This is a genomic window from Rhodococcus xishaensis, from assembly GCF_004011825.1.
In the GTDB taxonomy this organism is placed as follows: Bacteria; Actinomycetota; Actinomycetes; order Mycobacteriales; family Mycobacteriaceae; genus Prescottella; species Prescottella xishaensis.
In genome coordinates this window covers 132,269-145,862 of record NZ_RKLO01000002.1, presented here as the reverse complement: position 1 = coordinate 145,862, position 13,594 = coordinate 132,269, and the positions used below count along the sequence as shown (strand labels likewise).

The following is a 13,594-nucleotide window of genomic DNA, read 5'->3' as shown; positions in this document are numbered from 1 at the left end:
AAGTGTCACGTCCGGAAGTCTCGCGGCCGGAGATGCCCCAGCTTCGTCCCGGATGAACCCTGGAGGAGTGATGAACGTCGAACAACGATACACCGGAGACAGGACTCCGGCCCCACGCGGACGAACCGCGCAGGGCCGGGGTCACATGCCGCTGCGCGGGGCTACTCGGCTGCGGGCCCCGAGCTACCGGAAACGTCCGAAGCCTCGGCCGCGTCCTCCTCCACCGGGATCAGCGAGATCTTGCCGCGGTTGTCGATGTCGGCGATCTCGACGCGGATCTTGGTGCCGACGTTGACGACGTCCTCAACCTTCGCGATGCGCTTGCCGTTGCCCAGCTTGGAGATGTGTACCAGTCCGTCGCGGCCCGGGAGCAGCGAGACGAACGCACCGAAGGCGGTGGTCTTGACGACCGTCCCGAGGAAACGCTCGCCCACCTTGGGCAGCTGCGGGTTGGCGATGGCGTTGATCTTGTCGATCGCGGCCTGCGCGGACGGGCCGTCGGCGGCACCGACGTAGACGGTGCCGTCGTCCTCGATGGAGATGTTGGCGCCCGTCTCCTCGGTGATCGAATTGATCATCTTGCCCTTGGGCCCGATGACCTCGCCGATCTTGTCCACGGGGACCTTGATGGTCGTGATCCGCGGCGCGTACGGGCTCATCTCGTCCGGAGTAGCGATCGCTTCGGCCATGACCTCGAGGATCGTGGTGCGGGCGTCGTGCGCCTGGCTCAGCGCGCCGGCGAGGACCTGCGACGGGATACCGTCGAGCTTGGTGTCGAGCTGCAGGGCCGTGACGAAGTCCTTGGTGCCGGCGACCTTGAAGTCCATGTCGCCGAAGGCGTCCTCGGCGCCGAGGATGTCCGTGAGAGCAACGTAGCGGGTCTCGCCGTCGACCTCGTCGGAGACCAGGCCCATCGCGATTCCGGCGACCGGAGCCTTGAGCGGAACACCGGCGTTCAGCAGCGACAGGGTCGAGGCGCACACCGAACCCATCGAGGTGGAACCGTTGGAACCCAACGCCTCCGAAACCTGGCGGATCGCGTACGGGAACTCCTCCTGGCTCGGGAGAACCGGCACGAGAGCGCGCTCGGCGAGTGCGCCGTGGCCGATCTCACGTCGCTTCGGCGAGCCGACGCGACCGGTCTCTCCGGTCGAGTAAGGCGGGAAGTTGTAGTGGTGCATGTAGCGCTTGCTGGTCTCCGGACCCAGCGAGTCGATCTGCTGCGCCATCTTGACCATGTCCAGGGTGGTGACACCCATGATCTGGGTCTCGCCGCGCTCGAACAGGGCGGATCCGTGCGCACGCGGGATCACGGCGACCTCGGCCGACAGCGACCGGATATCGGTGATGCCACGGCCGTCGATGCGGAACTGGTCCCGCAGGATACGCTGGCGCACAAGCTTTTTCGTCAGTGATCGGAATGCCGCGCCGATCTCCTTCTCGCGGCCCTCGAACTGCGGGCCGACCTGCTCGAGGACGTCGACCTTGACTTCGTCGGTCTTGTCGTCGCGCTCCTGCTTGCCCGCGATGGAGAGGGCCTCGGACAGCGCGGCCGACGCCGCGTTCTCGACGGCTGCGTAGACATCGTCCTGGTAGGCCGGGAACAGCGGGTAGTCAGCGGTCGGCTTGGCGGCCTTCTCGGCCAGCGCCTGCTGTGCCTCGCACAGGCGGGCGATGAACGGCTTGGCAGCCTCGAGGCCCTCGGCCACGATCGCCTCGGTCGGCGCTTGCGCGCCGCCGTCGATCAGGCCGATCACGTTCTCGGTGGCCTCGGCCTCGACCATCATGATCGCGACGTCGGCGCTGTCACCCGAGCCGGAGACGATGCGGCCGGCGACAACCATGTCGAACACGGCGTTCTCGAGCTGCTCGGTAGTGGGAAACGCGACCCACTGACCGCTCGCGTTCTCCTCCGACGTGATCAGCGCGACGCGCACGCCACCGACCGGACCGGAGAATGGCAGGCCCGCGATCTGGGTGGACGCGGACGCAGCGTTGATCGCGACGACGTCGTACAGATCCTTGGGGTCAAGGCTCAGGACGGTCACGACAACCTGAATCTCGTTGCGCAGGCCGTCGACGAACGACGGACGCAGCGGACGGTCGATCAGGCGGCAGGTGAGGATCGCGTCGGTCGAGGGGCGTCCCTCACGGCGGAAGAACGAGCCGGGGATCCGGCCCGCCGCGTACATGCGCTCTTCGACATCAACCGTCAGCGGGAAGAAGTCGAAGTGCTCCTTGGGCTGCTTGCTGGCCGTGGTGGCCGACAGCAGCATGGTCTCTTCATCGAGGTATGCGGCCACGGAGCCGGCGGCCTGCTGCGCGAGACGTCCCGTTTCGAAACGAATGGTGCGCGTGCCGTAGCTTCCGTTGTCGATGACGGCGACGGATTCGAACACGCCTTCTTCGACCTCGATTGCGGAATTGTCTGTCATCTGCTTTTCTTCTCTTCCCTCTCGTCTTTGCCGGTCCGCACGGGCACCGTGACTGTCCTGGTCACGGCTGCGCACGCATCACATCGCGGAGGCGGCCGTCGATCGAAGCCGGCCGGATCGACATCCGGAGGGCCACTACCGAAGACCGACGCCACGGCTGCGAGCGCGGGGCGGCGGTGGTGGTGGTGCAAGTACCGATAGCCAACGAGGCCAGTCTAAGCATCAACACATGCATGCTGGATACAAGCCTCGCTGGCTATGGGTGTGACCGGGTACGGCGAAGTGACGCGCCGTGCCACGGCTTCGACGGGACTGTCGTATGTCGCCCGCCTTATCGACGCAAGCCGAGACGCTGGATCAGCGAGCGGTAGCGGTTGATGTCGACCTTCTGAACGTACTTGAGCAGACGACGACGACGTCCGACCAGCAGCAGTAGGCCGCGGCGGGAGTGATGGTCGTGCTTGTGCGTCTTCAGGTGCTCGGTGAGATCGACGATGCGCTTGGTGAGCAGAGCCACCTGCGCCTCCGGCGAACCGGTGTCGGTCTCGTGCAGTCCGTACTCGCCGAGGATCTGCTTCTTCTGCTCGGTGGTCAATGCCACTTGATGCACTCCTGTTACTGACGTCCGCGCGCGTGGAAATCGGTCACCGGTGACGACCGGACCCGACGGGTGCGGCCGCCGCGAACCGCAGCACGCACCAGCCGACGATGCTACCAGGTGCATCACACCGTTCAGGCCGGCGCTGTCAGTCCGGCGTTGCCTCGGTGTCGTTAGTTCGGCGTTGCGTCGGTGTCGTCAGTTCGGCGTTGCCTCGGTGTCGTCAGTTCGGCGTTGCGTCGGTGTCGTCAGTTCGGCGCTGCCTCGGTGAGGATCTTTCGCGCCTTCTCCGCGTCACGGCCCATTTCCTCGACGAGCGCGTCGACGGAATCGAACTTTTCCATGCCCCGCACCCGCTCGACGAAGTCGACCGCGACATGCTGGCCGTACAGGTCGGCTTCGTGGTCGAGTACGAACGCCTCGACGGTACGAGCGCGGCCGGAGAACGTCGGGTTGGAGCCGACGGACACGGCGGCCTTGTAGCGGCGCCCGGGCTCGACCGTGCCCTCCACCGGGCCGGAGCCCAGCACGGTGAACCACGTCGCGTACACACCGTCCGCGGGAATCGCTGCGTACATCGGCGGCACGATGTTCGCAGTAGGAAAGCCCAACCCCCGGCCCCGGCCGTCACCGTGCACTACGACACCCTCGACGCGATGCGGCCGGCCGAGCGCCTCCGAAGCCGCCGCGACGTCCCCCGCATCCACACACGAGCGGATGTATGTCGACGAAAAAGTCACCGCATGCTCGGCGAGCAGGCTGACGCCGTCGACAGCGAACCCGAACCGGGCACCCATTTCCCGCAAGACGTCGATGTCGCCGGCCGCCTTGCGTCCGAAGGTGAAATTCTCGCCGACTACTACCTCCGCGACGTGGAGGCGCTCAACCAGGATCTCGTGTACGTAACGTTCCGGGGAGAGCTTCATGAACTCGGGCGTGAACGGCATTACGAAGAACACGTCGGCGCCCAGCGCCTCGACCAGCTCGGCACGCCGCGGCAAGGTCGTCAACTGTGCGGGGTGACTGCCGGGACGCACCACCTCCGCCGGGTGCGGATCGAATGTCATCAGGACACTGGACATTCCACGCTCTTCCGCGGCGTCGACCGCCCGTGAAATCAACTGCGCATGTCCTCGGTGCACGCCGTCGAAAACGCCGATCGTAAGGACGCAACGCCCCCAGTCTGCTGGCACATCGTCCAGACCTCGCCATCTCTGCACAGGTGGCAGCCTAGTGGCCACTGCGGAGACCGGTCACGTCCGGGACAGAGGGAGTTGACGTGTATCCCGATGGACTGTTGCCTAAGCTCGTAGGCGTGGCCACTCAGAATCCAGACGCGCACACGCCGAGCGAGGTATCCCACCCGCAGACCCTGTCCTCGGTGGCACAGGACTACCTCAAGGTGATCTGGACGGTCCAGGAGTGGTCGGGTGAACGTGTCTCGACCAAGCTGCTGTCCGAGAAGATCGGGGTGTCGGCATCCACCGTCTCCGAGGCGATCCGCAAGCTGTCCGACCAGGGTCTTGTCGATCACGCTCGCTACGGATCGATCGCGCTCACGGAAACCGGTCGCGCCGCCGCGGTGTCCATGGTCCGTCGGCACCGACTGATCGAGACGTTTCTCGTCAACGAGCTCGGCTACGGCTGGGACGAGGTCCACGATGAGGCCGAGGTGCTCGAGCACGCGGTCTCCGAGCGCATGATCAACCGTATGGACGTCAAGCTGGGCTTCCCCGAGCGTGACCCTCACGGCGATCCGATTCCGGCGGCCGACGGCTCCGTGCCCACCCCACCTGCCCGTCAGCTCAGCGACTTTCAGGACGGCGACTCCGGTCGGGTCGCCCGTATCTCCGACGCCGATCCGGCGATGCTCCGTTACTTCGACTCGGTCGGTATTGCGCTGGACACCGAGATCACCGTCGTCGAGCGGCGCGACTTCGCCGGCACCGTGTCGATCCGGCTCGGTGCCGATCCCGCCTCCGATACCGTCGACCTCGGCAACCCTGCCGCACAAGCTATTTGGCTCGTCTGACCTCGGTGCGCACCGCACTTCTCAGCTCCTCAACGATGACGAGGTACTAGCGCATGCGCACAATCGTTCGACGCTTCGCCGGATTCGCCACAGCAGTCACCGCAGCAGCCGCCTTGTCGATCGCGGGTGCTGGGGTGGCAACGGCGGACGAATGGCCGACGCCACCGCCCTACCCGAGCCCGGTCTCACCGTTCGACTACGACGGCTTCCTCACCCCCACCGATCTGGAGTACTGGAATCCGTTCGTCAACGAAGACCGGCTGACCTCGCCCTTCGGGACGAGTACCCGGATCGTGTGCACCAGCTTCCACGGGGTGCTCCTGGATTGCTGGCAGGCCGACCGCGAGGGCAACCCCCACAAGTTGGTCCAGCTACCGGGCAATTACCCGGGGTCGATAGGGTCCAGCCAACCCGGCGGTGGGCCGAGCCACTTCGTCTACCCTGGCTTCATTCCCGGGATCTAGCCGAGTACCCGGGCACCCCTCACTGCAACGTCGCCGGTCGCACTACCATCACCGAGCCCGCTCGCTTGCCGCTTTCCTCGACGAGCGCGATGGTGTGCCCATTCGGGTCGATCGCCGCATAGACGCCCTTCATGCCGATCGGTTCGAGCCAGCGCCCGTGGCTGAGCGACTCAGCCTCGTCGGCATTGATCTGACGATGTGGGAAGGCGGTCTGCGCGGCTTGATCGATGTCGAGGCTGACACCGGGATCGTGCGAGAGCTGTTCGAGGGTGCGAGCCTGCTCGAGCGTGAAGGGTCCGACCGCGGTGCGCCGCAGTGCGGTCAGGTGACCGCCGACACCGAGGGCCGCGCCGAGGTCGCGTGCGAGGGCGCGAATGTAGGTGCCGGACGAACAGTCGATCTCGACGTCCAGATCCACGAATTTCTCACCGACGCCGTGCACATCGCTTCGCGTGAGGACTTCGAACCGGGAGACGGTGACCGGGCGCGCGGCCAGTTTCACGTCCTCGCCGGCACGAGCCATCGCATACGCCCTCTTGCCGTCGACCTTGATCGCGCTGACCGTCGCCGGGATCTGCTCGATGTCGCCGGTGAGGCGGGCGATCTCGGCAGCGATCTGTGCTCCGGTGATCCCGGACGCGTCTGCCGTCGAGAGGGTCTCGCCCTCGGCGTCGTCTGTCGTCGTGGCCTGCCCGAGCCGGATCGTGGCACTGTACGACTTGGTGGTCAGCGCGAGCAGACCAAGCAGCTTCGTGGCCCGCTCCACGCCGAGGATCAGCACCCCGGTCGCCATCGGGTCGAGGGTTCCCGCATGCCCGACCTTGCGGGTCTTCAGCAGCTTCCGGCACCGGGAGACCACGTCGTGGCTGGTCATCCCGGGATCCTTGTCGACGATCAGCAGACCGGCGCCGACAAGGCCGGAGGACGGATTCTCAGACTTGGGCACGTGGTCCAATTCTGCCAGCCGCCGGTCAGCTCACCGAAATAGCGGTGACGATCAGCCCGTCCGAGACGAGCCAGCGGCCGGCGAAACTCGCGAGGGGCGGGCCACCGTCGGTGGTCTCGCCGGGGACCAGTAGCTTCGACCGGAACGAGCCCGAAGTCCGGTCGGTTCCCTCGGTGCCGCCGGTGAACGTGATGTTCGCGTCCTCGAAGCCGAGCCAGCGGCCCGTCATCGGGAACCATGCCTTGTACGTCGCCTCCTTGGCGCAGAACAGCAGTCGGTCCCAGTGCACCACCGTCGGATCGACACTGCCGAGCCACTCTCGCTCCTCCTGCAGGCTGACTGCATCGAGAACTCCGTCGGGCAACGGTGCGTTCGGCTCGGCATCGATCCCGACCGAACGCACCTGCATCGCATAGCCGACCACCGCCCCGCGGTAGCCGTCGCAATGCGTCAGACTCCCGACGATTCCCTTCGGCCATACGGGAGAACCCTTGTCGCCCCGGAGAATCGGGCCCGGCTCGACCCCGAGGGTGGCCATCGCAACTCGGGCACAGTGACGGGCTCCGATGAACTCCCGGCGGCGCTTGTCCACCGCGCGGGCGATCAGGGACTCCTCCTGCGGGTGTGGCCGCAGCCCCGGAGGGTCGTCGAACAACTCCGACGACGCGACCCCGGCTGGCAGTATCCGCTCGATCAATCCAACTCCCCTGTGTCTCCGGTGCAACGGTCAACGCTCAGCGCGCATGCGCTCGTACTCCGCTTCCTGCTCGGCGGTGATCTTGAAGTGACCACCGAACTTGTTGAGAGTGCCAGGCGCGTACTCGGGTACCGGAAGGATCTGGCGCAAGAGTTTGTCGGGAAGGCCGCGTCGCTGCCACTCCCGTGGGTAGCCGAGCGAGACCTCCTCGAAGCGCACCCCGTCGTAGTAGGTGGTGCGCGGAATGTGCAGGTGGCCGTACACGCAACACAGGGCGTTGTAGCGGGTGTGCCAGTCTGCGGTCTCGACGGTGCCGCACCATAGCGCGAACTCCGGGTAGTAGAGCACCTCGGTGGGCTGGCGCACCAGCGGAAAATGATTGATCAGGACAGTCGGTACCGAAGGATCGAGCGCGTCGAGTCGCTTCCGGGTCTGTTCGAGGCGGGCGCGACACCACGCGTCCCGCGTAGCGTACGGCTCCGACGACAGCAGGAACTCGTCGGTGGCGACGACGTTCCTCTCCCGCGCGATGCGCAGGCCGTCCTCCTTGCCAGTGGCACCGTTCGGCAGGAACGTGTAGTCGTACAGCAGGAACATCGGCACGATCGTGGCCGGGCCGCCCTCGCCCTCCCACACCGGGTACGGGTCTTCCGGGGTCAGCACCCCGATCTCACGGCACATGTCGACGAGGTAGTCGTATCGCGCCCTGCCGTGCATCTGCACGGGATCCTTCGCCGTGGTCCACAGTTCATGGTTGCCAGGGACCCACACGACCTTCGCGAACCGACTCTTCAGCAACGTCAGTGCCCAGCGGATGTCGTCGGTCTTCTCCGAGACGTCGCCCGCGACGATCAACCAGTCCTCGGCCGACTCCGGGAAGATCTCCTCGGTAATCGGTCGGTTTCCCCGATGTCCGACGTGCGTGTCGCTCACCGCGAACAGCTTGCCTGCCACACCCCTACCCTTTCGTCTGTCGCATCTGGAGATCCGTGCCGACGATCATCCGCAAAACCATGAACACGGTAAGCCCCGTCGAGATTCCGGCCGGCCGGAGGATGCGGCGTTGGCTCACATCGGTCGCCTCCGGAACATGATCGCCGGTGGTCGCGGTCAAGTCAGCCGAGTGCCTCACGTAGTGCGGCGATGACGGAATCGTCTGCACCGCTCGCCGTGTAGCCTGCCGCGAAACGATGACCCCCGCCGCCCAACCGCTCTGCAACCGCAGCGACGTCGACCGAGCCCTTCGATCGCAGCGACACGGACCACGAGCCTGGAGCGGACTCCTTCAGTACAGCGGCGACCTCGGCCTCGACGGTGGTGCGCACGATGTCGATGACGCTCTCGACCTCCTCGGATCCAAGGCCCGCCCAGTCGGAGCACCGGATCACGGCGTGCACGAGTCCCCGCCCGCCGACAGCGTCCCGGGCGAGCACCGCGGAACTGAGCACCGAACCCAGCATCGGCAGCCATCCGAATGGGTGGGTGTCGAGCAGACTGCGTGCAATGGCGGCCCCGTCGATGCCGGTGCTGAGCAGACGCTCGGCGAGCGTGTGAGTGCCCTCCTGAGCCCAACGGAACGATCCCGTGTCGGTTACCAGTCCGGCATAGAGACAGTGCGCCAGGTCGGCGTCGATCGGCACACCCCACAAATCGAAGAGTTTGACGAGCACCGCGGTCGTCGACTCCGCACTGTCGTCGATCAGGTTGAGCATGCCGTACCGAGTGTTCGACCGGTGGTGGTCGATCACCAGCGATCGCCGGGCACCGTCGAGACGTGATGCGAGCGAACCGAGACGCCCTGCGCTGCCGCAGTCAACGGTGACGAGCAGGTCCGCCTTCTCGGCGACGGCGGCTGCGGGCACCAGCAGTTCCGTTCCAGGTAGCCCCTCCATCGACACCGGAAGCTTGTCCGGCGACGCGAACGCAACCTGCACCGGAACACCCTTGCGTGCGAACACGATTCCGAGAGCAAGGCCGCTACCGATAGTGTCGGCATCGGGTTGGACGTGGCACAGGATCGTCACCGAGGTAGCGCCGTCCAGCACATCGACCGTCTGCTGCAACTGCACCTCGTGCGGGGCACTCGTGGAGGTCAGGGTGTCCGGGCAGTTAGTCATCGTCGGCCCCGGTCAGTCGTCGGAAGGGGATTCGTCGTCGACCGCAGGTCCCGGTTGCTTGTACGGGTCTGCGTCGCCCGCGGGCTTCGCGTTCTTCCGGACGCGCGCCACCGCGTCATCCGCAGCCCGCGCTCGCTCCAGCAATTCCTCCATGTGTCGCGCCGTGTCGGGCACGGTGTCCGCGACGAACGTGAGGGTCGGTGTGAAGCGGACACCGGTCCCGGCGCCGACCTTCGAGCGGAGCACCCCCTTGGCCTTCTCGAGGCCCGCGGCGGCGCCGGCCAGATCCGGCTCGGAATCGAGGTCCACACCCATGACGGTGTAGTAGACAGTGGCGTCGTGCAGGTCGGCCGTGACCTTCGCGTCGGTGATGGTCACGAGGGCCAGACGCGGGTCCTTGATCTCGTGGTCGATCGCCGTCGCGACGATCGTGCTGATGCGCTTCGCCAGCCTGCGGGCGCGTGCAGGATCCGCCATGGCAATCAGTCTCCTCTCCCGGACGTCAATCCTCCGGACCGAAAATTCTTCGTCGAACCGCAAGTAGCTGCAGTTCCGGTCGCTCCGCGACATGGCGCTCGCAATGATCGAGCACCTCGTTGACATGTCCCACCCCCGAACTTGCTACCGCGACGCCGAGCAGGGTCCTCCGGTAGCGGTCGTGCTCGCCGGTCTCGGCAGCGGACACCCCGTATCTTCGCAACTCGGTCAAGACCGGCCGCACCAGCGACCGCTTCTCCTTCAGAGAGCGCACGTCGCCGAACAGGATGTCCATCTCGAGCGACCCGAGATACACCAGCTCTCCTTCCGGTGAGCAGCGTCCCTCCCCGAGGCTGAACCTGCCAGGGGGAGGGACGCGTGCAGTGCGTGCGACTAGTCGCGCGGCTTCTCGCGAAGCTCGTAGGCCTCGACCACGTCGCCGACCTTGATGTCGGAGTACGTGACGGTCAAACCGCACTCGTAGCCCTCGCGAACCTCGGTGACGTCATCCTTCTCACGACGGAGCGACGAAATCGTCATCGTCTCCGCGATCACCGCGTTGTCGCGAATCAAACGGGCCTTCGCGTTGCGGCGGACGATCCCCGACGTCACGAGGCAACCGGCGATGTTTCCGACCTTCGAGGAACGGAACAGAGCACGAATCTCTGCCTGGCCGAGAGATACCTCCTCGTAGACCGGCTTGAGCATGCCCTTGAGGGCCTTCTCCACCTCGTCGAGCGCCTGGTAAATGACCGAGTAGTAGCGGATGTCGACACCCTCGCGGTTCGCCAGCTCCGTCGCCTTGCCCTCGGCGCGGACGTTGAAGCCGATGATGATCGCGTTGGACGCGGACGCCAGATTCACGTTGGTCTCGGTGATACCGCCGACACCGCGGTCGATCACACGCAACTGCACCTCGTCGTCGATCTCGATGCCCATGAGGGCCTCCTCGAGCGCTTCGACCGTACCGGCGTTGTCGCCCTTGAGGATGAGGTTGAGCTCGTTGTGTTCCTTGAGCGCGGCATCGAGATCTTCGAGGCTGATCCGCTTGCGACTGCGCGCCGCCAACGCGTTGCGCTTGCGCGCGTTGCGCCGGTCGGCGATCTGCCGAGCGATCCGGTCCTCATCCACCACCAGCAGGTTGTCGCCAGCGCCGGGAACCGACGTGAAACCGACGACCTGGACCGGACGTGAAGGCAGCGCCTCCTCGACATCTTCGCCGTGCTCGTCGACCATGCGGCGGACACGTCCGTAAGCATCGCCCGCGACAATCGAGTCACCGACCCGCAAGGTGCCGCGCTGGACGAGCACGGTAGCGACCGGGCCGCGACCACGGTCGAGGTGCGCTTCGATGGCGACACCTTGGGCATCCATGTCCGGGTTGGCCCGCAAGTCCAGCGCCGCGTCCGCCGTCAGCAGGACCGCCTCGAGCAGATGGTCGATGTTGGTGCCCTGCTTGGCAGAGATGTCGACGAACATCGTCTCGCCGCCGTACTCCTCGGCCACGAGACCGTATTCGGTCAGCTGACCGCGGATCTTCGAAGGATCAGCACCTTCCTTGTCGATCTTGTTGACCGCGACCACGATCGGCACCTCCGCCGCCTGGGCGTGATTGATCGCCTCGACCGTCTGCGGCATGACACCGTCGTCGGCCGCGACGACGAGGATCGCGATGTCCGTCGCCTTGGCGCCGCGGGCACGCATGGCGGTGAACGCCTCGTGACCGGGGGTATCGATGAAGGTGACCAGACGCTCGGCACCGTCGAGCTCGGTCAGCACCTGGTAGGCACCGATGTGCTGCGTGATGCCGCCGGCCTCGCCCTCTCGGACGTTGGCCTTGCGGATCGTGTCGAGCAGCCGGGTCTTACCGTGGTCGACGTGACCCATGACGGTCACCACCGGCGGACGCGACTCGAGGTCCTCCTCGTTACCAGCGTCCTCACCGTAGGTCAGGTCGAACGACTCCAGGAGTTCACGGTCCTCGTCCTCCGGGCTGACGACCTGAACGTTGTAGTTCATCTCGCCGCCGAGCAGCTCGAGGGTCTCGTCATTCACCGACTGCGTGGCCGTGACCATCTCACCGAGGTTGAACAGCGCCTGGACCAGTGCCGACGGGTTCGCATCGATCTTCTCCGCGAAGTCGGACAGGGACGCGCCGCGGGCGAGACGGATGGTCTCGCCGTTGCCGCGAGGCAGCCGCACGCCGCCGACGGCGGGCGCCTGCATCGAATCGTATTCCTGGCGCTTCTGTCGCTTCGACTTGCGACCACGACGAGGCGCACCACCGGGACGACCGAACGCACCGGCGGCACCACCACGGCCGCGCCCGCCGCCGCCACCACCGGGACGACCGCGGAATCCACCCGGTGCGCCCGCACCGGGAGCACCCGCGGGAGCACCGCCACCGCCACCGCCACCGCGATAGCCGCCGCCACCACCGGGACGTCCGCCCGGGGCGCCGGGCCGTCCGGGCCGAGCCGAACCCGGCGCCGGGCGAGCCGCACGCTGTGGCATGGCACCCGGGTTCGGGCGCGGGGGCATCGAGCCGGGGCTGGGCCGGGGCCCACCCTGCCCGGGAGCCGGCCGCGGACCGCCGTCGGGTCCTGCTCCCGGGCGCGGAGCACCGGGACGCGGCGCGCCCCCGTGCGGACCGGGACGCGGCGCACCGGGACGCGGCGCTCCCGGCGCCGGACGCGGAGCGGGACGCTCGGGCGGAGCCGACGACGTGTACGGATTGTTACCGACGCGCGGCGGCTTCGGGCCGGGTCGCGGAGCGCCCGGCTTGGGACGCGGGGCCGCTGGCGTGGGAGCGTTCGCAGCGGGCGCCTGCGGTGCAGGCTTGGGACCCGGCGTGGGCCCCGGGCGCGGGGGCTGAGCTGCCGGGGCGCTGGGAGCGGCCGGAGCCGGAGGGGTTGCCGCCGCGGGAGCGGCCGGAGCGGCCGGGCCGGGCTTGGGCCCAGGGCGCGGGGCTCCGGGTTTGGGCGCAGCCGCGCCGGACACTGGCGCACTGGGCTTCGCAGCCGTACGCGGCCCCTTCTCGGCGCTCTCCGAAGCTCCGGAAGCCTCAGACTTGCCTTCGGGCTTTGCTTTCGCGGACGGGAACGACTCCCGTAGACGACGTGCGACGGGCGCCTCGACCGTCGAGGACGCCGACTTCACGAACTCGCCCTGCTCCTTGAGCCTCGCGAGTAGTTCCTTACTTGTGACACCGAGTTCTTTCGCCAACTCGTGTACGCGGGCCTTGCCTGCCACTGCTCTCCTCTACTGAGAGGTCGAGCGAGCGACTACTGCCCGCACGACCTCGGTTATCTCCGATGGACGTTCATCGCTGGTGCTTCACGGTGTGCTCATGAGTGCTTGTGCCTGTTCTCTGAGGTACTGCTCGTCGTTCCCGAGTGTGTGGTGCAACTCGAGAGGTCTCGAGTGGTACTGCGTCACGCGTGATCACTGTCCCGTTCTCACGGGGTTCGGGTGACCGACGTCGAAATCTCGGCTCCGTCGACCCACTGGTCGAGTTCCGAGGAATCCAGACTTCCGGACACCCGCAGTGCTCTGCCGAATGCTCGGCGCCGACCAGCCTCGCTCAGACACCGTGGATCGCGGTGCAACCACGCACCTCGCCCGGGGAGCCTTCGCTTCGGATCGGGCGTGAGGACGAATCCACCGGACTCGCGCTCCCTCGCCACAACCCTGAGCAGGTCGGCAGCCAGCCCTTTCTGCCTGCAACCTATGCAGGTCCGCACCGGCTTGCCGGCGCGGGCACGTGTCGACGCAGACAGTTCACGCTGAACCATCGACCACTCTACCGCTGGATCGCCGCGAACCCCG

13 protein-coding genes are annotated in these 13,594 nt (G+C 66.7%); 2 read left to right on the top strand and 11 right to left on the bottom strand.

Features of this window, described 5'->3' with window-relative positions; genetic code table 11:
- Window positions 1-161 precede the first annotated feature (161 nt).
- The 3 genes from EGT50_RS05090 to EGT50_RS05080 all read right to left on the bottom strand — a co-directional run bounded on the left by EGT50_RS05090 (window position 162) and on the right by EGT50_RS05080 (window position 4,253).
- Window positions 162-2,435: a polyribonucleotide nucleotidyltransferase gene (locus EGT50_RS05090; protein ID WP_127951513.1), complete on the bottom strand. Its 2,274-nt coding sequence runs from the start codon at window positions 2,433-2,435 to the stop codon at window positions 162-164.
- Between the two features lie 331 nt (window positions 2,436-2,766).
- Window positions 2,767-3,036, bottom strand: a complete 270-nt coding sequence (gene rpsO, locus EGT50_RS05085; RefSeq protein WP_127951512.1) for a 30S ribosomal protein S15 — start codon at window positions 3,034-3,036, stop codon at window positions 2,767-2,769.
- A gap of 245 nt (window positions 3,037-3,281) precedes the next feature.
- Window positions 3,282-4,253, bottom strand: coding sequence for a bifunctional riboflavin kinase/FAD synthetase (locus EGT50_RS05080; RefSeq protein ID WP_127951511.1), 972 nt, complete (start codon window positions 4,251-4,253; stop codon window positions 3,282-3,284).
- A gap of 95 nt (window positions 4,254-4,348) precedes the next feature.
- On the opposite strand from EGT50_RS05080, the gene EGT50_RS05075 reads away from it, so the two are divergent.
- Window positions 4,349-5,065 carry a metal-dependent transcriptional regulator gene (locus EGT50_RS05075; protein WP_127951510.1) on the top strand — a complete coding sequence of 239 codons (717 nt, stop codon included), beginning with the start codon at window positions 4,349-4,351 and terminating at the stop codon, window positions 5,063-5,065.
- A gap of 53 nt (window positions 5,066-5,118) precedes the next feature.
- Window positions 5,119-5,529 (top strand): hypothetical protein, encoded by a 411-nt coding sequence (locus EGT50_RS05070; protein WP_127951509.1) that lies wholly within the window; start codon window positions 5,119-5,121, stop codon window positions 5,527-5,529.
- A 19-nt stretch (window positions 5,530-5,548) separates the two neighbouring features.
- Here the strand turns inward: EGT50_RS05070 and truB are convergent, their stop codons facing one another.
- The 8 genes from truB to EGT50_RS05030 all read right to left on the bottom strand — a co-directional run bounded on the left by truB (window position 5,549) and on the right by EGT50_RS05030 (window position 13,560).
- The gene (gene truB / locus EGT50_RS05065) at window positions 5,549-6,475 is read right to left on the bottom strand and encodes a tRNA pseudouridine(55) synthase TruB (protein ID WP_127951508.1); all 927 of its coding nucleotides are present in this window, start codon (window positions 6,473-6,475) and stop codon (window positions 5,549-5,551) included.
- A gap of 25 nt (window positions 6,476-6,500) precedes the next feature.
- Window positions 6,501-7,172: a 4'-phosphopantetheinyl transferase Npt gene (gene npt, locus EGT50_RS05060; RefSeq protein ID WP_127951507.1), complete on the bottom strand. Its 672-nt coding sequence runs from the start codon at window positions 7,170-7,172 to the stop codon at window positions 6,501-6,503.
- A gap of 30 nt (window positions 7,173-7,202) precedes the next feature.
- Entirely contained in the window at window positions 7,203-8,126 is a 924-nt protein-coding gene (locus tag EGT50_RS05055; RefSeq protein ID WP_127951506.1) for a metallophosphoesterase family protein, read from the bottom strand.
- A 161-nt stretch (window positions 8,127-8,287) separates the two neighbouring features.
- Window positions 8,288-9,289 carry a DHH family phosphoesterase gene (locus EGT50_RS05050; protein ID WP_127951505.1) on the bottom strand — a complete coding sequence of 334 codons (1,002 nt, stop codon included), beginning with the start codon at window positions 9,287-9,289 and terminating at the stop codon, window positions 8,288-8,290.
- 12 nt (window positions 9,290-9,301) lie between these two features.
- On the bottom strand, window positions 9,302-9,766 hold the full coding sequence (gene rbfA / locus EGT50_RS05045; RefSeq protein ID WP_127951504.1) for a 30S ribosome-binding factor RbfA: 465 nt from the start codon (window positions 9,764-9,766) through the stop codon (window positions 9,302-9,304).
- 25 nt (window positions 9,767-9,791) lie between these two features.
- On the bottom strand, window positions 9,792-10,082 hold the full coding sequence (locus EGT50_RS05040; protein WP_127951503.1) for a DUF503 domain-containing protein: 291 nt from the start codon (window positions 10,080-10,082) through the stop codon (window positions 9,792-9,794).
- Window positions 10,083-10,159: 77 nt separating this feature from the next.
- Window positions 10,160-13,018 carry a translation initiation factor IF-2 gene (gene infB / locus EGT50_RS05035; protein ID WP_127951502.1) on the bottom strand — a complete coding sequence of 953 codons (2,859 nt, stop codon included), beginning with the start codon at window positions 13,016-13,018 and terminating at the stop codon, window positions 10,160-10,162.
- Between the two features lie 206 nt (window positions 13,019-13,224).
- Window positions 13,225-13,560: a YlxR family protein gene (locus EGT50_RS05030; RefSeq protein ID WP_127951501.1), complete on the bottom strand. Its 336-nt coding sequence runs from the start codon at window positions 13,558-13,560 to the stop codon at window positions 13,225-13,227.
- Window positions 13,561-13,594: the final 34 nt, after the last annotated feature.